This is a genomic window from Candidatus Marifrigoribacter sp. Uisw_064 (genome assembly GCF_047730175.1).
Classification (GTDB): Bacteria; Bacteroidota; Bacteroidia; order Flavobacteriales; family Flavobacteriaceae; genus Marifrigoribacter.
In genome coordinates this window covers 518,649-542,529 of sequence record NZ_CP159833.1, presented here as the reverse complement: position 1 = coordinate 542,529, position 23,881 = coordinate 518,649, and the positions used below count along the sequence as shown (strand labels likewise).

Sequence of the window (23,881 nt, the reverse complement as noted above, 5' to 3'; positions counted from 1 at the left end):
GGGTTAGAAGATAGTTAATAAGAACATTTAGTAGTGCATTGGGATTATATGCTCTGAGAAGCACATAAGTTTATCCCAATTCAGAATTACCTATCTTTATTGTTGAAGAAAGAAAAGGAATTTATAAATTAATTGGAGCAATGCATCATTTTGGACTTGGATTAAACAATAAATTGTTTTAGCAGTTTGGCTACCATTGTTTTATAAAAAATAAAAGAAGATGAGCCTGAGGCAAAATTTATCATTAACATAAAATTAATGAACCAAGACAAAATTGACATATTACAAAGGAATTTACAAAAAGAAAAAACCGCAAGAAAAGCGGCAGAAAAAATAGTAGAAAATAAATCCAATGATTTATATCTTTTAGAGGAACTTAAAAAAACAAACTTAGCGTTAGAAAACCTTCTAGAACAAAAATCTTCTCAATTAGAAGGAGTTTTCGAAAATATTAATGATGGTTACATTCTAATGGATATGTATGGCAATGTTCTAAAAATGAATGACATCGCTGCTGCCTTTTTTGGGTATAATATTGTAAAAGAGAAACTTAGTGTTTATAATTTAATTTATCCCGAAGATTTAGAATATGGAACTAGGGCATTCATATCTTTAAAGGAAGAAGGTGTGTTCACTAATTATAGGACAAGAATTTTAACGAAAGACAAGCAAGTAAAGTGGGTACAAATTAATGGTAACCTTATTGTTGACAAGGAAAATAGGCCCAGTGGAGCACAAGGAATTATTAGGGACATTACCTCTGAAAAAAGAGCTGAAGATTTATTGACTGAATCAGAAAACTGGTTATCATCTCTTATTGAAAATATAGATAGTGCCGTATTGCTAGAAGATGAGAATAGAAAAATAATCTTAACAAATGACAAGTTTTGTAAGCTGTTCAATATACGTGTTTCGCCAAATTTACTAAAAGGAGAAGACAGTCTTGCTGCTGCAAAGGAGAATAAACATTTATTCAAATATCCAGAAGAATTTATTTCTAGAATAACAAATATCTTTGAAAAAAAACAACAGGTTTTAGGAGATGAGTTAATTATGGCCGATGGAGAAATCTTAGAACGCGATTTTATTCCAATCTTAAAAGGAAGCGAATACAAAGGACATCTTTGGACCTTTAAAAATATAACCTTACGAAAGAAATACGGGGAGAGTTTAGAAGCCCAAAAACAAAAATACTATAACATTATTGCTAATATAAACCTTGGTGTAGTAGAGGTTGACAATAATGATAAAATCTTAATGATTAATCAGAGTTTTTTAAAAATGTCGGGGTACACTGAAGCCGAATCATTAGGTAAAGAAGCCGGTAAATTATTGCTCTCAGGAGATGCCATAAGGATAGTTTCTAAAGAAAATAATAATCGTAAAAAAGGGGAGTCCAACACGTATGAACTTAAAGCAGAAACAAAATCTAAAGAGGTAAGAGAATGGTTAATTAGTGGTGCTCCCAATTATGACGATAAAGGGCAGGTAATTGGATCTATAGGTGTTTTTTTAGATATAACTGAAGCCAAGCGAAATGCGAAATTAATAGAAGAACAGAGGGAACAATTAGATACTATTGTTCATAATTCTACAATAGGTATTGTTCTAACGAAGCGTGGTCAAATCATAAAAACCAATGCAGCACTTCAAAATATGATTGGGTATTCTGAGTCAGAATTAAAGATGCTTTCAATAAATGATTTGTCTTTTGACAAAGGTTCTTCTTCTTTTAAGACCTATATTAAGAAGATGTATGCTGATAAAGTTGATCATTTTAATTATACAAAAAGATATATAAAGAAAGACGGTTCAGTTATTTGGACAAAAACGAATGTTAATATTGTAAGGGATAATGATAATAAAGTAAAACATGAAGTAGTATTTATTGAAAATATTACTTCAAATAGACAGAAAACTTTAATTATTGATTTAATAAATAACCTTACCAAATCTATATTAGATAAAACAGATATTATAGAAATTTCTTGGGAAATTGTAAATATTATTGCGGCATATTTGAATTCTGAAGATTGTGTTATTTATTTGGTGGATCACGAAAAAGAAACTACAGAACAGATAGCCGTTTATGGGGCTAAATTGGATATTGACAGTCAAATTATCAATAAGTTATTTCTTCCAAAAGGAAAAGGAATCGTAGGAAGTGTTGTAAAATCGGGAAAATCTGAACTAGTAAATGATACGTCTAAAGATGTCCGATATGTTCTAGACGATGAAATGCGTTTTTCTGAAATAGTTGTACCTATTATTAGCGATGGAGTCGTCATTGGAGTTATTGATTCTGAGCATAAAGATAAAAATCATTTCAATGAGGAGCAGATTAAAACATTAGAGAGTATTGCTAGCTTAGTGGCGATAAAATTAAGAACAGCAGTAAGCATAAGAGAACGAAAAAAAGTGGAAATTCGAAATGGTGAGCTACTTAAAAAATTAGAAAAAAGTAATAATGAATTGAATGAATACGCGCATGTTGTCTCCCATGATTTAAAATCTCCTTTACGAAGTATTGATGCATTGGTTTCTTGGATTAAAGCCGATAACGAAGGTTTATTACATGGAAATACACTACAGAATTTCAATTTAATTGAAGACACTCTAGAAAAAATGGAACTATTAATTTCAGATATTCTTTTTTATTCTAGTATCGATTCGATAACTTCAGAAAAACAAAATATAGATTTAAATATTGTTTTAGAAGACTTGCAAAAAATTATTTTTATTCCAAAAAACATATCAGTTCAAATACTTAATAAATTACCTATAGTAACAGGTGAAAAAACAAAATTGCAACAACTTTTTCAAAATCTAATCGGCAATGCTATTAAATTTAATAATAAAGAAAAAGGTCTTATTCAAATAGATGTTTTAGAAAATAAATCATTTTATCAATTTTCAGTAAAAGATAATGGAATTGGAATTGAAAGTAAGTATCTGGATAAAGTTTTTAAATTTTTCCATTCATTAAACCCCAATAAAGAATCATCAGGCATTGGACTTTCCATTGTGAAAAAAATTGTTGACCTATATCAAGGCGAAATTTGGATTGAATCTGAACTAGAAATAGGAACAACTTTTTATTTTACATTAAAAAAATAGTTATGGAAAAACCCAACTTAGAATATATAGAAAAGCTGGCAAGAGGAGATGTATCTTTAAGGAAAAGGCTTATAGATATTATAAAAAATGAGTTTCCTGAAGAAAAAGAAGACTATTATAAAAGTTTAAAAAATAAGGACTACAAAAAAATAGAAGAGAATGTTCATAGACTTAAACATAAAATTATTATCTTGGGGCTTGAAGAGAATTATAAAATAGCCAATAAATTTGAACATGATCTAAGAGAACTTAATTTAGATAGAGTTGAAGATTTTGATAAAATTTTAGCAGCTATTTCATATTACTTGAAAACTATTTAGACCTTATGAATTGTATTATCGTGGATGATGAACAAATGGCAAGAGTTATTATTAAAACTCTTTGCGATGAGATAAAGTCTTTAAAAGTTGTTGGCGAGTTTTCAAACGCAATGCAAGCAATTAAGTTTTTGAATGCGAATGAGATAGACCTTATCTTTTTAGACATTCACATGCCAGACTTTAATGGTGTAGATTTTATTAAAACATTAAAAAACCCACCAAAAATAATTTTAACAACTTCAGATTCACAGTTTGCTACCGAAGCTTTTGAGTACGATTTTATAGTAGATTATTTACTGAAACCTATCGAGTTACCAAGATTCCAAAAAGCGATACTAAAGGCTCAAAAACATAAAACTTCTCCAAACGAAATAAAATTAGATTTAGAAGTAAAAAACGATTTTTATGTTAACATTGATAGGCGTCTTATAAAAATACCTTTAGAGAGTATTTGTATTGTAGAAGCAAAAGGTGATTATATCCATATAAAAACAGAAGAAAGAAATTATGTAGTTCATTCTACACTAAAAAAGATAGAAGAAAAACTACCGGATTCATTATTTTTAAAAGTACACCGTTCTTATATTATTAATCTTAAGAAAATTGTTGATATAGAAGATAATACTGTTGTCATAAAAAGAGACGTTATCCCTGTAAGTCGATCTAAAAGACCAGAATTAATGAAACGCTTGGATTTATTATAACATTTCGTCTACGCTTAATTAGTAAAGACCGAAAAATAAAAACCCCTCTATAGTTTTTTAATTGTCTGTATCCTAGCATATCGATTATGCAAAACTGAGAAAATTCCATTCCTTCTAAAAAAAGACTGATGATCTAATTAAAATTTAGAAACTAGAGAACCTCCCTTTCAGTTAAAATATTAACATATAAATCATGGAATTACTTCTTGAATCAGTACACTCTTTAATTCCTTTTCCAGTTCATCTTCAATTAAAACAAAATTAAGGGTACTATCTAATAATGCATCAGTTCTATCAATTCTAGGAATTTTTACTTGTTTTTCTTCACAGTACTTTGTTGTAAATAGTTAATCCTCTTTCTTCGAATTGATTAATACTTTTTTAGTAGATACTTCGGTAATTGGAAGATTAAAATAAAATGTTGTTTCTACATTAGGAGTACTTTTTAAGGATACTTGTCCCTTGTAATGAGAAATAATTTTTTTAAAAATACTTAATCCAATCCCTGCAGATTTAGGGGATTCGATTACTTCAAACATTTTGAATATTTTCTTATGGTATTTTTCATCTACTCCAACCCCATTATCTTTGATTGAAAAAATATAGTCTTTTTGCGTTGTTTTACACCCTATTTCAATGATACCATTTTCCTTATCAACATGAGCTATAGCATTCCCTATTAAAATCTCAAATACCTTTTCTATCATATTTCCATCGGCAAAAAGGGTAGGTAATTCATTTTTTATTTTAATAGTAATAAACGGGGGTTTATTTATTTGCTTTATGACCCGTTTTGCAATCATATTGAGGTTTACATAGTTACTTTTAAAATTAGCAGACGTGATATTGTTATATTGTTCTAGTTTTACTAACAACAAGTCCATTTTTTCTACTTTTTCTTCCATCAGTTGAAAGTTAATAGTAGAATCTTGAAAACTACCAGTTTCATCTAGATCCTCTTGAGACCAAGTTAATAGATCTGAAATATTTCTTAATGAAGATTTTAATTCATGTGAAATTAAATGAGAATAATTATCTAGTTCATTTTTCTGGTTTTGAAGAATCACAGTTAATGCTTCAGTTTTAGCGATAATATTTTGATCTATTAATAACTTTTTCTTGATTTTATGCTCAACAGCAATCAACAAATCGTTTATATTTAACGGTTTCGTTAAATAATCTTCAGCCCCTAAATTCATTCCATTTCTAATATCTACCCTTTCCGCTTTTGCTGAAAGAAAGATTAATGGAATGCTTGCTGTTTTCTTATTCGCTTCTAGCTTTTCAAACATCTCAAAACCGCTAAGGCCTGGCATAAGTATATCTGAAATAATAAGATCTGGTTGCTCTATCAAAGCGATTTCAAAACCAATTAATCCGTTTTCGGCCTGAAAAACCTCATAACCCTCCATGAACAGAATATCATGAATTTCCTCCCTTATAGCTAAGGTGTCTTCTACAATTAATACTTTATACATGTTGCTTATTTAAAAGTTTTACAATAAAGGATGTTCCATTTCCAATAGCACTATTGACAATTATTTGTCCTCCCATTATATCTATTGCGTCTTTTGCAATTGTTAAACCAAGACCTGTTCCCTGAATTAAATCAACGTTTTTTCCTCGAGAAAAAGGCTTAAAAATATTTTTAAGCTCTGATTTGGAAATTCCTATTCCATAATCTGTTATCGTAATAACGGTGTACTCTTTTTCGGAGGACAATGCAACAGTAATATTTTTAGAATTTGGAGAATACTTTACAGCGTTACCAATTAGATTGATAAAAATATTTCTGCCCAATTTTTCATCAATAAGAATATCAGTGGTTTTTAGATTTTCGGTATCAATTAGTGCTATATCGTGTGATTTTTTAATGGCACTAGAGACTTCTTCAATTATTTCATGTATAAAGTCTCCAAGATTTATTTTTACAGGGGTTTGTATAATTTTACCTGCTTCAGCCTTACCAACAATTAAAATATCGTCTAATAGTTTTGTCATATGCAAAACCTGATCTTCTATTTTGTCTAGTTTTTTTTGTATGATAATTGGCTCCATTTTAGCCCAGTATTTTTTAATAGAGCCTGCAGCAAAATTAATTGATGATAACGGAGTTCTAAATTCATGAGATGCCGTTGAAACGAATCTCGACTTTAATTCGTTTAATTCTTTTTGCTTTTCTAATGCTTGGTTTAATTTTAAGGTTCTTTCATTTACCTTCAATTCTAACTCGTTACGATAACCAGCCAACTCAGTGATATCTTGTCCTACTCCTAATACCCCAATAATTTCCCCATTGATGTCACGTCGGGTACTTGAATTTAATAACACCATTACACGCTTTCCATTTTTTGTGAATAGCGGAAATTCATAGTTGGCAGTTTCTTGACCAAGCAAAGCATCATCCAATACTTTTTTTACCGACTCTCTGAAATCTTCGGTGATATAGGTTTGCACCAAACCTTTTTCTAAAACTTCATCTTTTGTAAATCCAGTAATTTTTTCAGAAGCCTGGTTCCACTCGTTAACAAGTCCTTTACTGTCGATACCAAAAATAGGAGCGTTTGCGGTTTCAATAAACTGCCTTAACTCTTTGGCAATGGATTCTGATGCCGTTCGTAGTTTATCTATTTCCGAAATATCCTGACCCACACCTAATACACCCGTGATTTCCCCTTTAGCATCACGACGTGTACTTGAATTTAGTAATACCATTACACGCTGTCCATCTTTGGAAAATAGCGGAAATTCATAATTGGCAGTTTCTTTACCAAGCAAAGCATCGTCCAATACTTTTTTTACCGACTCTCTGTAATCCTCGGTGATGTAGGTTTGTACCAGATCTTTTCCTAATACTTCGTCTTTTGTAAATCCAGTAATACTTTCAGAAGTCTGGTTCCACTCGTTAACAAGTCCTTTATTATCAATACCAAAAATAGGAGCATTAGCAGTATCAATTAATAATGTTAAATCATGCGCTACATTTTCCATTTCAGAACGGTAAACATCAAGTTCAGTTTGAAAGACAAGTTCTTTGTTAGCAAGGATTAATTCATTTGCACGTTTTTCTTTCTCTTTATTAGCCAGGACTAATTCATCTGCTCGTTTTCCTTTCTCTTTGTTGGCTAGAATTAACTCATCTGCCCTGTTATCTTTCTCTTTATTCTGAAAGGCAAGTTCGGTATTAGCGACCGCTAATTCATCTGCTCGTTTTTGTTTTTCGTCGTTTTGAAAGGTAAGTTCGGTATTAGCGATCGCTAATTCGTCTGCTCGTTTTTGTTTTTCGTCATTTTGAAAAGCAAGTTCTTTATTTGCAATGGCTAATTCGTCTGCTCGTTTTTGTTTTTCGTCATTTTGAAAAGCAAGTTCGGTATTAGCAATGGCTAATTCATCTGCTCGTTTTTGTTTTTCGTCGTTTTGAAAGGCAAGTTCGGTATTAGCGATCGCTAATTCGTCTGCTCGTTTTTGTTTTTCGTCGTTTTGAAAGGTAAGTTCTTTATTTGCAATGGCTAATTCATCTGCTCGTTTTTGTTTTTCACTGTTCTGGAAAGCAAGTTCTTTATTTGCAATGGCTAATTCGTCTGCTCGTTTTTGTTTCTCTTTGTTGGCTAGAAATAAATCATCTGCCCTGTGATCTTTATCTTTATTATGAACGGCAAGTTCGGTATTAGCAGTTGCTAGTTCATCTGCTTGTTTTAAGAGGACTTCTTTTTGTGCAGTTTGGGCGTTGATATTAAACATAATAGCGACATGTTTAATTATTTTCCCATTTAGATCTTTAAAAGGCATAATGGTTATGTCCATCCAATAGAGTTGTCCTCCTTTTTTCTTATTCAACACTTTACCTTTAAACACTTTCCCAGAACGAATAGTTGAGATCATATCAGTAAAAAAGGCGTCAGGCTGTTTTCCGCTCTTTAATATTCTGTGATTTTTACCTATTAATTCTTCTCTATGGTATCCGTAAAGTTCACAAAAGTTGTCGTTGACCAATGTAATATTAAAGTCAGCATCAGTTTCAGAAACAATAGCCGCTTTATTTAAACAACTATTTTGTTGTTCCAATTCAACTTTAACAGCGGCCAACTCATTTGTTCGCTTATCCTTCAAAACGTTTTGAGAAGAAAGTTCTTCATTAGCACTATTTAAATTATAAATAGTTTCATGTAATTCGACTCTCTTTTCTTTAAGTAAACCCTCAGTTTTAGTTCGTACTTTTTTTTCTTTTTCAAGATTTTTTTTTAATTTAATTTTAGCCTTTTCAGTTTCAGTAATGTCTGTCATGGAAATACCAACTCTATTTTCGGAAAATTTCCATGCGGTAACGTGATAAAACTTATCATATGCTGCGCCATAACTCTTAAACCTAATTTCTTCTCCTGTCCTATCAACACTAGCAAAAGAAGTGAACCAATGGTCTTCTATAACATCAATAATTGATGATATTTTTTTATTTATTAATTGTTCTTGGGTTTTGCCAAAAAAATTTGCGAAAGCAATATTTATTACCCTAATATAGAAATCGATGGGTTGTCCATTCTTGTCATAAATTAGTTCTATAACATCAACCATGTCTGCCATATTATCAAAGAACTTTTTATATAGTAGTTCTTGTGAAGCTCCAAGGGCATTTTTTTTTAATGCAATGAGCTCCTTTTCCAATTCTTTATACGAAGGTTTACTCATAGTTTCATGATTTTTAAATTAAGTCTAGTGCGCTTTTGTTTTTAGCTGTTCATTTACTTATCGCTCGCACTGTTATAACTCATTTTTTTTAACCTAACTTTAAACAAAAGACCTAAGCAATGACAAAGATTAATTGTCTATGAATTCACCAAAATTAAACTTGTAGTATAAACTTACTTCCATAAGAGTCCTTCTAGTATATATTTCGATGGATAGCAGTTTAGCATAGCCGAGTGGGAACTTCTTGATGTTAAATAGACCTATATTTATAGTAACTTTATCTTTGGTTTCTAACAGATTTTAGTATTCCTATAGACTTTACATTCTTGCTTTATAATCCATTCATTAATGGTTGTTGGAGCAATACTATAGTTTTTCCTAATTGACTCTTAGTATATTTTCCTATACTAAGTTCGGCTAAAATTTTTAATTTGAAAGGTTCGTTGTAACACCTGGTTACTCTGTTATTTTTATAAAGATGCTTGTTGTTTAGTGTATATATTTCAGGACAGGTCAAAATTGTAGTTTGATAGGTATACTAAGTGTTAATGAAGCGACTTAATTTATTATAAATGTTATTCGTCTACAATAACTACCCTTCTAACTAACAAATAATTACACTTATCGAATTTTAAAATAAGTTAGCCTAAAGATTTTTAATTTTAACATATGTTGAAAATAAAAACCATGAAAAAAATAATTTTCTCAATCGTTATCATCGCCTGTAGTTTTAATACGGCAGCTCAAAATACAGATTTTTATTTTGGTACGGCAGCTAATTTTATACTGTTTTCAGGATCTGGAGCAGTTGCCAATACCGGAACTTCTACAATTACTGGTGATGTTGGAGCTAATGTAGGGGCGATATCTGGTTTTGGAGCACCTACAGTTTTAAACGGAACTATAGAAAATGCCAATTCAATTACTGCACAAGCCGCTATTGATTTAGCAGCGGCGTGCGTTCAAATTCAAAATACACCAGTAACAATAGGAGATCATAGTACGATTTTTGGAGATGTAGCTGGGGAGACTATTTATCCAGGCGTTTATTCTACTGGAGCAGCTACCTCTATTATTGGGACGCTAATTTTAGACGCACAGGGAGATCCTGATGCTATGTTTGTTTTTAAAATTGGAGGAGCGCTTTCTTCAGTTGCTGGCTCAGAAATTATTTTGGTTAATGGTGCCTCGTCAGAAAATGTTTTTTGGATTGCCGTTGGCGAAATAGGTTTGGGAGCAAATGCTACTGTAGCTGGTACGTTTATAGGGTATCCAGGAGCAGTTTCATTGGGAGCCGGCGGAAATCTAGATGGAAGATTTTATGCTACTATTGGCGCGATCGCAATTAGTGGAACCGTTGCGACAATTCCATCATATAATACTCCCTTTAATTGCGATTTAAGTGCTTATCTATTTCAGGACAACGATGTATATGCTTTAGATTTAGCATCAGGAAATTCTTATGAAACTGCAACAGATATTACTACAGGAAACATAAATGCAACAGGATACAATCCAACAGACGGATATATTTGGGGGTCTTTAAGTTCACCAGAAAAAACGATAGTACGTATTGGTAAAAATTTCAACACAATTAATTTCTATATAGATGAATTAGCAAGTAGTGATAGAACTATTGGAGATGTAAGTACAGATGGTGTCTATTATTTAAAAGAAGCAGGTACTACATATTATAAAATAGACGTTGATCCTAATTCAGTAAATTTCGCTCAACACCAATCAACAGAAAATTTATCTCAAAACTTAAGTATAGACGATTGGGCTTTTAATACTGTTGATGGAAATTTATATGCAGTAGAAAAAAACTCAAATATTTTATACCGCATTGATCCTTCAAACGGAAACGTGGAAACGATAGGTGAAGTACCCATCTTATCAGGATTAACCTATACCTATGATGCAGTTTATTTTGATGTAGATGGTCGTTTTTACGTCTCAGCAAGTGAAATAGGGACTATATTTGTCATACAAAGTGTTCAAGACCTAGATGGTTCCAGCACTATTGATTCTAACCTATTTGCATATGGAGATTCAAGTTCAAGTAGCGATGGAGCGCGTTGTCCAACAGCTACTGTTGCTCAAGAAATTTGGGATAATGGTATCGATGATGATGGTGATGGTTTAATTGATTGCGATGACCCGGCCTGCTCAGGGATTGGGAGTTGCCCCATAACCTCAAATACTTCTGGAGGTAATGATGGAGGTTTAGAAAGTAACAATCGACTGTCTAATAAAGTTAGTCAAAGAAATTATAATCGAGCAAAAATTAATTATAGATTTGATAGAGGTGTTGCTAGAAGAGTCACAAAACCATCAAATTATGCGCAAAGAAGTCCAAATTCAAATTTTCAATTGGAAAACTTCATTCCGCTCGCAGTTATTAATGAAGATTATGTTATCGATTCCACTCCTATAGATTTATTAGGAATCACTAATGCAGTAGACGTATATTCTGTTGATTATATTAAAAATGAAGAATCTATAGCTTCTATTTTAGCTTTAAAAACTGAAGATGGTGTTTATGAACATACAAAATATATTTGTGATCGATTATTAGGAGCCGAACTAATTTCTGTTTCGACTATAGAAATAAATGGATATAGTTTTATTAAATCTATCATTAGAAACACAAATAATTCTATTGAGTTTGTGTTAAGCCTTTCGGCAAAAAGTACAAATATCGAGGAAAATTTTTCTATTGAAAGTCATTGGAATATAGACCAATATGAAGAAGACGTTACCTTTTATAATTTTCAAATTTGGTCAAATTCAATAGATGATTTATTATTATTAGGAGAAGAGGTTCTTAATTTATTAGATATTGAAAAACCAATTTCTGATTATAATACTTCAAGTCCTCCAACCGTTTTTGTTAGAAAAGGAAGGTATTTTAATGGAAAGTTAAAGTTGCAAATTGTTAATACTAATGCAACTGAAACAATTTCTTTTGAGGCTGGATTTAGAAAAACTGAAACAAGTGGAATTGAAAATATAGCTTCTACAATTAATTTAAATGAAGATTATATAATCGATTTAGAGTTGCCGACAGGAAATTTATTTGACATTGGTTTTAGAATTAGTGATGGTTTAGCTACACCAGATGATTTATTTATGTCTGATGGACCCTGGGGATATGATGACTCTGCTTTAAGTTCGAATATTAATACTTTTGTAATTGAACCTAATGAAACCATTTTTGAAACTGATGAGTTTCCAGTTGAAAGAAATGTATCTATAACAGCAATAACAAGTGAATATGTTGCAGTATACAGAGCATTAACACCTAGATTTAATCCAGTCAATTTATCAGATTTTAATAGTCTTAAACTAAATGCAAAAGGGACAGGGAGCTTACAAATAACATTTGTTAAAAAGAGTATCCTTAATTGGGAAGATCAGTATAAAGCTACGATTGAATTAACTGATGAAATTCAAGATTTCCATATTTCTTTTTCAAATTTTCATTCTCCACTAGGACCTGAATTAGTATTAGATGATTTAGTTACTATTGTGTTTACTATGATTTCTGAAAATGGAGAATTGGTTACAAAAGAAATGACCATAGAAGATATTAGATTTTCAGTAGAAAATAATGAAGTCACTACTACTAATGATTTTAATAAATTATATGCCGTACCAAATCCAATGAAATCGAATACTAATATTCATTTTACTTCAAATCAATCTGAAAATATCGTATTTTTAGTATATGATCAATTAGGTAAATTAGTGTTGCAAAACAATTTTCAAACTACTGTAGGTGAAAACCAATTAATACTTAATAGACAAAATTTAAAGACTGGTTTATATTTCTGTGTGATAAAAAACTCAATAACTAATTACCATCCCTTGAAGTTAATAGTTAAGTAAATGATTTTATTGTGAGGGAGAAAGGCAAAAGAGAAATCTTTTGCCTTTTGTTTTTTATTAGAATTTAAAATGTAAAAGGTTTAGTTATTATAATTAACTAAACAACGATAGTTTTTAAACTGTCGGGTATTAGGTGTTTATACCCCATTTAATTATTGAAGTTTCTACAATCTTATTTCAAATTGTTTGAGTGCAAATTTGACTAAGTAATTTTTGGATACAAGTTAATCTACTTTCTAAAAACGGGCTTTTTAAATAAATACCATTTGAATCGAAACCCAATTTCTGCAAATGTAAAACCGGCGGCTGTTGCTGACGCAATATTACTATTCGTTCCATATAGGTTTGCTAAACAACGATCTGAAAATTTATACCCTACTTTACCCTGAATTCTATAGGTGCTTTGACTATTGTAATCTTCTATATACTGCAATCCAAAAGCAGCAGTTAACTCATAAAACCATTCCTTAGGTTTAGTTATTACTTCATCTTTAATTAAGTTAATAAAGACCTCACCTGCATTAAATTTTTCTGGACTAAAATAAATAGTTGGAACTTGATTTTTAAATGTGATGTATTGATAATTTAATCCTGCTTTCAAACTTGGTTTACTTAATATATTGTAATACAAAGAAGTGAAAAACAGGTTTCTAATATTGTCATCATTTTGTGAAGTAAAATAGTACTGTGTAAACCAACCTAATTTAAAATTAGTACTTATATTATAATTTACAAAAAAGTTATTCATTACAATTTCTCGGTCTAATAATTCAGCATTAAAATTTTGAACTTCACGTTTATAATTTAAATCTAATGTTTGTAATTTAAATGGCTTTATGTTAAGAGAAAGATTAGCTAAAAGTTGATTATACTTATTATTTTTAGAGTTTACAGAAATAATTCCTGCTGTACCTTTTAAAGTTGCGTTTGGCAAAATTTGATATGATATTCCGCTATTAATATTGTTTGAAGTAGCATTGTTATTAGTAACATTATTCTCTGTGGTTCTGTAATGATAGCTTCCTAATAATTTAAGTTTAGTTGAGAATGGAATTTCTACCATATTATTAATAGCAAATGCTTTGTTATCTCCATTATCAAAGGTATACGAAGCTTTAATTTCGTGAAATGGTGTAAAGGAGGTGTTGAGGTTTTTTATAAAGTTTAATGCATCTTTTTGGTTGTCGTAAAAGGACAATGTTTTTTCGGCAGATTTATAGGCATTATCATAATGTCCTAAGGCTTTTAAGGCATTTGCTTTTCCTAAGTTACCATCAAAAGAGGTGCTATCATTTACTAAAACTCGATTGTAATCTTTTAGGCTATTTTTAAAATTACTTTTGTAAATATTTAAAGTTGCCTCTAAAGCTAAAATCCAATTTTTATTTGGTTGTTCTTTTATTAAAGCATCTATTAACTCTTCAGACTGTTTATATTTTTTATTCCATATTAATGCTTGTATGTAACGCTCTTGTGTTTGTTTTATATCTGATGATTTTTTTAGAATAGGTATGCTATCATACGCTTTTTGACTTATAATTAAAGCCTTTTTATCCTTGCCATTTAGGTGTAATACTAATGCTAAGCCATTTAAAGCTGTTACTTTATTGTCAAGATTTTCTGCTAACAAATTATAAGTTGCTTTGGCATCTTCTAATCGATTGGCAATTAAATACAAGTTTGCTAAGTTTAATAAGGTGTCTTTATCATTATTAAAAAGGGTTAGGTTCTCCTTTAACAAAGCCTCAGCTTCATCATACTGTTGGGCTTGTTGTTTTTGGTAGGCATAACCTAAATACATGTACTTTTTAGAGTTTAATGCATTTGCATTTCCTGGTAAAACGCCTAACGCTTTGTTTATATAAAGTAAAGCGACTTCATATTCTTTTAAATTAGACAGTGTGTTTGCATAACCTAATAAAGCAGGAAAACTTTTAGGATCTTCCTCTACCAATCCTTTAAAATAGGTTTTGGCTTTTAGGAAGTTACTATTCCATAATAAAGCTTCTCCATAATTTAATTTCACTTCAAAATCTGAAGGGTAATCTTTTAACAAATCGATAAAGAGCGCCTTAGCGTCCTCTGATTTTCCGTTTAGTCCAATAGCCCGGCCATAACACAATCGTGCAGTCTTATTATCTGGTTGTCCTTCTAATATAGTTTTAAAAAAAGTTTCAGCTTGCAGGTATTCCCCAGTTTCTAAATAAGTATACCCTTCTTGCATATCTTGTGAAAACACAGAAAAAGAATAAAAGGCGAAAAACAGTAATAGATAAGATTTAATTTTCATTAGTAGTTTTTAGATAGTGTAAGTTAAGCATTCGTATTTAATCATTTGTCTATAGGAATAGTCTTCTCATCGAAATCTACAAGTTATATAGAGATATCTAGACGATATTTATACTAGGAATCAAATCAATAATCATTAAAAATATACTATTATGGCATTACAAATTTTAGAAAAAAACGGCACTTTTGAATTATTCGGAAATTTAAACACAAAGACTTCACGCTCATTTATTATACATTTTGAATATTTAATAAATACTTTAAAAGGTGTAACTATAAATATTGATAAAATAAAAGCAATCGATGCCAGTGGAGTTGAAGCGTTAAAAACACTTATTGCTATTTCTTTAAAAAATAATAGCATATTATATATTATTAGAAAAGGGTATAAAGACACCTATGCTCGTAATAGTAAAAAATTTGCTGCTTAGAAATAATTAAATATTAGATCAAGATGTATATAGTTTCAGTTTTAAAAAGAAAACGCATTTCTCAAGAGCAGTTATTTATGTTAAGTGTTTTGTTTGTAAATGGAGGAAATTATTTATATAACCTTATTCTTGCACGTTTATTAGGTCCAGAGCAATTTGCAGATGCCGCAGTATTAATTACATTTTTATTAGTATTATCTTTTTTAGCGATGAGTTTTCAATTAGTGACTGCTAAATTTTCGGTTGTTTTTGAAAACAATTTATTTATAAGTTTTATTTCAAAAGTCTATAAAAATGCTATTATAGTAGGAATTAGTCTTGGGACTTTAATTATTATCTTTTCAAAACAATTACAAGAAATCTTTAATACTGCATCATCGAGTATGTTTGTTGTTTTTGGAATTGGGGTGCCACTCTATTTTTTAATGAGTGTAAATAGAGGTGTTTTTCAAGGAAAAAAAGCATTTAAGCTACTATCAATTACGTATCAAACTGAAATGTTAAGTAGATTACTAATCACATTAGGTTTAATCTGTCTATTTAACATACAATCATCACTAGTAATCGCTATTGGAATTTTAATCTCTTTTGGTTTTGGATTAATCCCATTTAAGTTTGAAAATTTAAACTTTAAAACCTCTTATGTTATAGAAGCTAGTCATTCAAAATTAGTAAGAAACTTTTTTATAATCACAGCATTTTATGAATTCACTCAAATTATAATTAATAATAGTGACATCCTTTTAGTAAAACATTATTTTGAATCATACGAAGCAGGATTGTATGCCTCATTAGCCTTAATTGGTCGTATCGTATATTTTATTGCCTGGATGTTTGTTATGCTATTATTACCAACAGTTGTTCAACTTAAAAAAGAAGGAAAGCCTACCGCTCCAATTTTATTTAAATATGTAGGTTACATAGCTACTATAGCTTCCGTTATTATTTTATGTTGTGCTCTGTTTCCTGAAACCGCAATTACCCTATTGTTTGGGAAAAGCTATATGGCAATGGCACCCTTGCTATGGAAATATGCTTTAGCAACTGGATTGTTTGCTGTCTCAAACATATTTGCATATTACTATTTATCATTAGATAGATTTATACCTGTAGTCTTTTCGGGAGTTTTTGGAATGCTTCAAATGGGGCTTGTCATTTTCTTTCATGAAGGTTTAGAGCAAGTAGTCCATATGCAAGTTATTGCAATGATATTCTTACTCGTTTTCCAAATTGTTTATTTCGTTTTAGATTCTAAAACGCAATTAACAAAAGTTAAATGTTCAGCTGAACAAGATTGGGAGTGGCATAACGAATTTACATAAGACTCTCAATTGCACTAAGCTTTATAACGCAAATTTGTAACATAATAAAAACGAAACTTATGAAACTAGCAATCGTAACAGCATACCCACCTAGCAAGGTAACATTAAATGAATATGCATATCACTTAGTAAAGCACTTTAGGCAAAAGAAGAGTGTCACAGAAATAGTATTATTAACTGATAAGACTGAGGGTAAAAAAGACATTACTTTTATCGAAGAAGGTTGTAAAATAATAGTTAAAGAATGTTGGGAATTTAACAGCTATTTAAACATAATCAATGTAACAAAAGCGATTAATAACACACAACCAGATGCAGTATTATTTAACTTACAATTTATGAAGTTTGGTGATAAGAAAATCGCCGCAGCTTTGGGTTTACTGCTGCCTATAGTTTGTAAATTTAAACGTATTCCAAATATTGTGTTATTGCATAATATCTTAGAAGAAGTAGATTTAGGTTCTGCCGGTTTTACTTCAAATAAACTATTACAAAAAGTATATGGATTTATAGGGACTACCTTAACAAAAATAATATTACAAGCAGATACCGTTGTCGTAACAATGCAAAAATATGTTGACGTTTTAGAGAAAAAATACAATGCTAAAAATGTTTCTTTAATTCCACATGGAACATTTGAAGTTTCAAAAGATAAACCAGATTTTTCAATTAAAAATGGACCTTTACAGATTATGACATTCGGGAAATTTGGCACTTATAAAAAGGTGGAATCCCTAATTGAAGCAGTTGAAAAAGTAAGAAAAACAGCAGGATTAAATTTAGAAGTTGTTATTGCAGGAACAGACAATCCAAATGCACCTGGTTACTTAGCAAGAGTCCAAGAAGATTATAAACATGTGCCACAATTAAGATTTACTGGCTATGTTGAAGAGCACGATGTATCTAAGCTATTCAAAGAAAGTGCGATTGTTGTATTTCCATACACATCTACAACAGGAAGTTCTGGCGTCTTACATCAGGCTGGTAGTTATGGAAAAGCTGTTGTAATGCCAGATTTAGGCGATTTAGCCTTATTAGTTAAAGACGAAGGGTACCAAGGGGAGTTTTTTGAACCCAATAGTATTGAAAGTTTAGCATTTGCAATTGAAGTTTTAGTGACAAATGGAGCATATAGGCTAAATATTGCTAAAGCAAATTATAAAGCTGCAACTGCTTATCCAATGGAAAAAATAACTAACATGTACTTAAATAAATTTAATCAAATTAGCAGTAAAAATATGCCTCAGAAAACAATTATATTAGAGTCTGTTACTATTGACTAATAAATTTAAAAGCGACTTTTTTTGCCCCATTAATATCTATAAATCCAAATTGTTTTTGAGGATTTTTACGCCAGGGAAGACTACCTACAACTTCCTTTGGTACTATCTCAAAATCATATAAAGTCCAAGACATAAATTGTAAGTTATTTGCTGCAATTATTTCTTGGGCTTTTGTATGATAGTTTGCTTGATCTTTTTCCGAACTACCAAAAGGCTTCCAAATACCACTATAGGAAGACATACCAAATTCTTGAAGAACTATAGGTTTTTCACCTACTTCTTTTTTAAGGTTTTTAACTGCTAAGTCTAAGGTTTCTATGTCTTCATAATAATGAAACGATACAAAGTCTACTTTATCTTTTAAAATAGATGCACTTTGCACATTAGACCAACCAATAGTTACAGCATGATTAGGGTCTATGGATTTAACTAAATCAATCATATTGTCAAGCCATGAAATAACATTGACTTTTCCTCTTGAGTCAAAATCTAAGTTTGGCTCATTTTTAATATCCCAAGCAATAATTGCTTTATGGTCTTTTAATCCAGATATAATTGTTTTTGCATGATGCATATTCAATGTCCAGTTCAAAACTGAATAATCACCATAAAAATCAAAAAGAGTTATAACAACTTTTAAACCATTCTCTTCAGCAGCATCTAATGTTAGCCTTAATTTTTCTAGTTTTTCTTTGTCAATATCAGCCTTACCAAAATCATCGTATTGTACAAAAACACGAATAGAATTTAAGCCGCTATTTTTTATGATTTTAAAATCATTAAAAATAGTGCTTTTTAAAAAAGCATCTCCAAACATATCCCAAGGAGTTGCTTGAGGATAATAATTAATTCCTTTTATGTTTAGATGTTTTGCTACTCTTAGATTAGGTTCGAATTTAAAATTTTCACTTTTTTCCTTAACAAAATGTCTAATTCTCCAAAAACCATCTTCTAATAAAAATATAATTTTATAGGTAGATTTTTCTTTAGTTTCTAAAATCAGTTTTCCGTCTTTAAAAACACGTTTATATTCTATAACATCTTTATCGGTAATCACTGCTAATTGACCATCTTCACTAAAAAATTCTAGTGTTGGATGGTGATTTAAAGTTGTAGATTCGACAGTAACCTTTTCTTTACTATTTAATGCTATAAAAGCAAAAATATTATTACGAGCATTATCTGTATAATAGTCTTTAATACCTAGCGTTGTATTTGTTTTATAAGCCACATGTTTTACATACCATGCATCTAAATAATCATTTTCTATTTTATTTAAAATCAATTCATCCATTGGTCTGCCTTCATTATTTAATGGCGCCCAAGTAACTTCAGGAATATATTGCTCTATTTTTTCTAGTTTAGTATGTAGCATACTGCTTCTATCTGCTCCAGTATTTAAATAGGCAAATAATGAACTAATACCCGAAATAATAATTACAATAATTAGAATGTATGAAGCAATTAGTATGCTACGGATTATATTTTTATTTAGGTTTACCATAGTATTTTAGAATTAAATGTTTTTTCTAAACCTGCAGTTTTAACTACTATAGTATAATTGTCATTTTTATAGATATCTGGTTTTAAATTAAAATACACCAATCCTTCAAACGAAGTTTTAGTTTCAGTTTTAAAAAGTGTCTTGTTTTTATAAATTAAAAGTTTGACCTGAAGTCCATCTGGAATTATTTGCTTCATAAAACTTTGTAGAGGGCCAACAGTTATATCTCTATTGTTTTCTAAAAATACAACGTCAAAGTCTTTAATAACCTGCTTGTACCTCAAAATAATTAATTCGCTTTCAGCGATTCCATCAACATATGCTTTCACACTCCATTGAGTTTCATAATCGGGATGAATCATTTTAGAAGTAGCAACTCCATTAATAGTAGCACCTGAAGTTTTTAAAACATTCCCTTTTGCATTGCTAATAAAAAAAGTAACATAGGTGGCATCACTAACAATATTGTTGTCTTTATCAACTATAATAGAAGTAGAAAATGTTGTTACCTGATTGCCATCTGCATAGCCATGGGGACGCGTAGCATAAATTTTAAAATCGATTGGAATTGCTGGAAAAACAGTAACTGAAAATTCTTTAGAATTAGTGCCCAATGATTCGGAAGAGACTAATATGCGACCACTTTCTTTTTGAGAATAAATATTTTTATAAGAGATTAAATTTTTAGTAAATATCTCTTCATTTTTTTCTGAATTTAAAAACTGATGCTTTGCGAGCACAAGTGTGTTCTCAGGAAAGGGATTGTCTAAGGAATCTGTTGGGATAACAACTAACATTGTATAGTCTGTTCCTCCAGCTTCAATACTTGGTGGCCCAATGTATGTTTCCATCGATGAAACTTCTTTTTTTGGGCGTATTTGAAATTTGCCAGATACTAATGAATCTTCATAAATTAGTTTCCAATTTACGAGTCCAATTTTGCTGCTTATACTAAAAGGTATTTTATATATAAGTATTTTGCTATTATATGTAGGAACTATTAACGTAGAACCATAACTGCTTGAACAATATAAAAGAGGTGCTGTTTCTCTTGAAGTTGAGAATTTTAATACAATAGGACTTCCTGCTTCAAATTCTGTTTGACTTGTTTCCAAAGTAAAATTTGGAGTGAGTTCACTATTTTGTATGAGCGTAAATGATGATAATAAAATCAGCGCTAAAAGAGGTATGTATGTATATTTAATCTGCATTAATTTGGATTACTAATGTATGAGTTTGTTTCAATTTTTATATAACTAAAATCTGGATGCTCAATTTTTTGTAACTCAGCATTGGTATGATTTTCAATTCTATTAGGTATTATTTTATTTGAAATAGGTTCGTTAGGGAGACCATTAACAAAAACATTCTCCATTCCATCATTAATAATTTTTACGTTACCATCTTTCAAAAGTGCATATTCAAAACCTTTTTTACGCTGTTGTCTTATCCCTTCTTTTATAAATAAATGATCTACCCAAAGTATTGTTTTGCTTTCATCATAATATGAAATTAAAAGTTGTGGAACTGTAATTTCTTGGATTCCGCTATTAAATAAATTGCCATTAATAATTTTGCCATTAATATTTAATTCACTGATTGCTATGTTTTTATATAAATCAGATCCTGATACATTTCCAGCTACTTGCAAATTAAATTTTGTGGGTTGTTCATCTAAACCTACAGGTGTAAATTCATCTGGATTAAATGTATCTGGAATAGAATCCTGAGTTTTTGACCATGCGATACCTTCAAAATTAATTCTAAAAGAACTTGACTCTTTTGGCAACAACTTGTGCTTTACATGATATTTAGCATTGTATACTGCTAGCGATTTATTATCATCATTGTATAATGTGCCTTTTAGTACAACATCAGCAGGTACATTATCTATATTTTGGACTTCGCCAATAATTGCATAATGGCCCTTATATTTTACAAGTTTGGCTGAGAGCACTTCTAAAACTGGTTGCTTTAATACATCTTCATGATGAGTTTGCTCAGTTGTTATTCTTCTTCTTCCTTGATTAAAAAAGCTAGTATTATTCGTTGAATAAAGTTGGTCTGGAGGTAAATCTGTATCCAAACCATCAGGTAGAATGTACCATTTATTATTATGTTTTGATAATGATTTATAATCCACACGATTAATTTTCTCAAGAGGAGTAATCCAATCTGTTGTTATTCTTGCAGTTGCCAGGCTATCAGTCCTATTTGTGATAACTGTTTCAATTGCATCAAGTTTTGCATAGCTACTAAATAAGCCATCTGTAACCGCAATTTCAAGCATATATTGAGCAATTGAAATATTACTTTGAGGATCAATTAAACTATATGCTTTTTCAAATTCTTTAAAGTCTAAAGCATCATAGTATGCAACTATTACATTTTCTGGAATTCGTTGTGAATCATTTTTTAAATAGAATTGATATATACTATAAAAGACAATAGACATTAAAATAATTGACCAAAAATGTGTAATTTTTAGAATAGAATTTGAGAACTTAGAATAATTATTTGAATGCTTTAAAAACGTAGGAGTTTTTTTAGGTCTTGTTTTCAATGCGTTAACCAATAGCATTTGAATGTTTAAAATGAATGCTATTAATACTGTTAAGAAAGGCAAAATTCCCCAAATAATTTTTTGCCATTTAGCGACATCATCTTTATATAAAATTGAAGAAATTGGAGCTATATTTAATCGCTCCCAAACCATAATTCCATTTTGTAATTGCAGTAATCTTTGCCAACCAGAGAAATAGAGAATAGGATCATAAAATTTATCGTTTGAAAAAATATACTTAAGGTTGTATTTCTCTGGTGTTGTTAAAAATTGCTGTAATGAACCAATCCCTGCAACACCTTTAAACTTCGAATTCTCCAAGCGTTCAATGGGTCTAGTCGTTAGTTCTGGTAATCTTCTTGCAGAATGGTAATTACCATCTACAGTCATTGCATTCGTTTGTGCGCTTAGCCATGCCATTTGGTCACCAAACCCTAAAGTTAAGAAACGCCATTTATCATGATCATCCTGATTTAGAAAATTAACAATAGGCAGCATCTTTATTTTCTGTGGTTGTAGTGGCCTAAAATACCCAAGACTCATAGTGAAAATAGTCATAAATATAAATAATCCCGCAAGTACCCCTCCAATAATCCGATGGTAAATAGCACCAAATTTTGACTGAATGAGTGCTTTTAAATCCCCTTCAATAAAACGATATGCAAATTCACCTAATAATGGTAAAGACATAATAGAAGCCCAAAGAGTAAATCTATCTAACGTAAGAATATTAAATGCTGTTTCACCTAAAATCATTCTTGGGATAGGTGTTGTTCCTCCTGTTCCTAGAATGGTTAGTATGGTTATAGATAAACCAAAAAAGATATAGCGTTTACTATAATATCTATAAAATATGTAAGGCAATAGAATGAGTAATATTCCCCAGGGAATTAAAAAGAATACGAGTCCAGAAGATGTAATCTCTAAAAAATTATCACGTGACCCGTGCGGAATTGGAACTTGTGTTATTGGATTATTTTTAGAATTAATCCAATAGGGAAGAATGCAACCAATTATAATAACCAAAGAGGATATTCCAAAAGAAATAATCCTTTTAAAGAGTTTAATAAAATTATTTAAAAAGAGTTTAAACGTAACTTCTTTAATTGACTTTACTTGCTCACTAGAAATATCAAAAACAACCATTCCTATTAATGGAAAGATAAAAAATACCATCCCGAATATTGATGTAACATGGTGAGAAGTAACTGTAACGGCAACTAAAGATAAAGAGGTTGCGAAATACCAGAGTTTCCCCGTTTTTAGCCATAAATAGATTTCAGGTAATGCATGCAATAAAACGGAAATTCCTATAATACTTGGGAGTTGACCAAATATATGAAGTGTTTCTACAAAAGAAGATGAAAATATAGCCAGTATAGAAGCATAACCTGCAACAGTTCTGTTTGATGTAATTAATAAAGAAAAACGATAAACACCTGTTATAAAAAGTAATATTGATAAAAGTGCAACGGTAAATAAGCCAAATTTTAAACCACCAATCATAGATAATAATCCAATAGATTGATGTACTAATGGCGGGTAACTCATTACAGTAAATCCAGTATACCATTCGTAATTCCATGGTTCAAACCAACTATTTACATAATGATCAGCAAAAAATACATGTATTAATGCATCATACGTAGTTTCTAAGGTAAAAAAAATAGAAGCGCCATGAAAAGCTAATCCTAAAAGTATCGCTATAATTAAATGTTTATTTGAAGTTTCATTCATTTATTCTTCATGATATCAATAGTATAAATATACA

General features: G+C 30.4%; 13 protein-coding genes. 7 read left to right on the top strand and 6 right to left on the bottom strand.

All coding sequences use genetic code 11. The features are described from left to right. The first annotated feature begins 258 nt into the window (after positions 1–258). Genes ABXT64_RS02415 through ABXT64_RS02405 form a run of 3 tightly spaced genes read left to right on the top strand, consistent with a single transcriptional unit; the run spans position 259 to position 4,141 of the window. On the top strand, positions 259–3,117 hold the full coding sequence (locus ABXT64_RS02415) for a PAS domain S-box protein (RefSeq protein ID WP_443633795.1): 2,859 nt from the start codon (positions 259–261) through the stop codon (positions 3,115–3,117). A 2-nt stretch (positions 3,118–3,119) separates the two neighbouring features. Next, positions 3,120–3,437 carry an Hpt domain-containing protein gene (locus ABXT64_RS02410; protein ID WP_443633794.1) on the top strand — a complete coding sequence of 106 codons (318 nt, stop codon included), beginning with the start codon at positions 3,120–3,122 and terminating at the stop codon, positions 3,435–3,437. A 5-nt stretch (positions 3,438–3,442) separates the two neighbouring features. Further along, positions 3,443–4,141 (top strand): LytR/AlgR family response regulator transcription factor, encoded by a 699-nt coding sequence (locus tag ABXT64_RS02405; RefSeq protein WP_443633793.1) that lies wholly within the window; start codon positions 3,443–3,445, stop codon positions 4,139–4,141. A gap of 347 nt (positions 4,142–4,488) precedes the next feature. Here ABXT64_RS02405 and ABXT64_RS02400 read toward each other — a convergent pair whose 3' ends face one another. Both ABXT64_RS02400 and ABXT64_RS02395 read right to left on the bottom strand, forming a co-directional pair. Further along, positions 4,489–5,619 (bottom strand): sensor histidine kinase, encoded by a 1,131-nt coding sequence (locus ABXT64_RS02400; RefSeq protein ID WP_443633792.1) that lies wholly within the window; start codon positions 5,617–5,619, stop codon positions 4,489–4,491. Next, entirely contained in the window at positions 5,612–8,827 is a 3,216-nt protein-coding gene (locus ABXT64_RS02395) for a PAS domain S-box protein (RefSeq protein WP_443633791.1), read from the bottom strand. Before ABXT64_RS02395 ends, ABXT64_RS02400 begins: the two co-directional genes overlap by 8 nt. 687 nt (positions 8,828–9,514) lie before the next feature. Between ABXT64_RS02395 and ABXT64_RS02390 the strand changes: the two genes are divergently transcribed. Further along, positions 9,515–12,718, top strand: a complete 3,204-nt coding sequence (locus tag ABXT64_RS02390; protein ID WP_443633790.1) for an ice-binding family protein — start codon at positions 9,515–9,517, stop codon at positions 12,716–12,718. Between the two features lie 229 nt (positions 12,719–12,947). Here ABXT64_RS02390 and ABXT64_RS02385 read toward each other — a convergent pair whose 3' ends face one another. Continuing rightward, positions 12,948–15,008 (bottom strand): tetratricopeptide repeat protein, encoded by a 2,061-nt coding sequence (locus tag ABXT64_RS02385; protein ID WP_443633789.1) that lies wholly within the window; start codon positions 15,006–15,008, stop codon positions 12,948–12,950. 151 nt (positions 15,009–15,159) lie between these two features. Here ABXT64_RS02385 and ABXT64_RS02380 point away from each other — a divergent pair, with 151 nt between their 5' ends. The 3 genes from ABXT64_RS02380 to ABXT64_RS02370 are packed head-to-tail and all read left to right on the top strand — an operon-like array spanning position 15,160 to position 18,043. Then, on the top strand, positions 15,160–15,438 hold the full coding sequence (locus ABXT64_RS02380; RefSeq protein WP_443633788.1) for a hypothetical protein: 279 nt from the start codon (positions 15,160–15,162) through the stop codon (positions 15,436–15,438). A 23-nt stretch (positions 15,439–15,461) separates the two neighbouring features. Continuing rightward, on the top strand, positions 15,462–16,760 hold the full coding sequence (locus tag ABXT64_RS02375; protein ID WP_443633787.1) for an oligosaccharide flippase family protein: 1,299 nt from the start codon (positions 15,462–15,464) through the stop codon (positions 16,758–16,760). A gap of 59 nt (positions 16,761–16,819) precedes the next feature. Next, complete coding sequence (locus tag ABXT64_RS02370) at positions 16,820–18,043, top strand: glycosyltransferase (RefSeq protein ID WP_443633786.1); 1,224 nt, start codon at positions 16,820–16,822, stop codon at positions 18,041–18,043. Here the strand turns inward: ABXT64_RS02370 and ABXT64_RS02365 are convergent. From ABXT64_RS02365 to ABXT64_RS02355, 3 genes are read right to left on the bottom strand one after another with little or no spacing between them, the layout of a single operon-like run. Continuing rightward, a complete protein-coding gene (locus tag ABXT64_RS02365; RefSeq protein ID WP_443633785.1) occupies positions 18,033–19,547 on the bottom strand; it encodes a cellulase family glycosylhydrolase in 1,515 nt (504 codons plus the stop codon). The genes ABXT64_RS02370 and ABXT64_RS02365 overlap by 11 nt on opposite strands. Then, the gene (locus ABXT64_RS02360; RefSeq protein ID WP_443633784.1) at positions 19,541–20,758 is read right to left on the bottom strand and encodes a hypothetical protein; all 1,218 of its coding nucleotides are present in this window, start codon (positions 20,756–20,758) and stop codon (positions 19,541–19,543) included. The genes ABXT64_RS02365 and ABXT64_RS02360 overlap by 7 nt, the downstream gene beginning before the upstream one ends. After that, complete coding sequence (locus ABXT64_RS02355; protein ID WP_443633783.1) at positions 20,758–23,847, bottom strand: hypothetical protein; 3,090 nt, start codon at positions 23,845–23,847, stop codon at positions 20,758–20,760. The genes ABXT64_RS02360 and ABXT64_RS02355 overlap by 1 nt, the downstream gene beginning before the upstream one ends. Between the last annotated feature and the right edge of the window lie 34 nt (positions 23,848–23,881).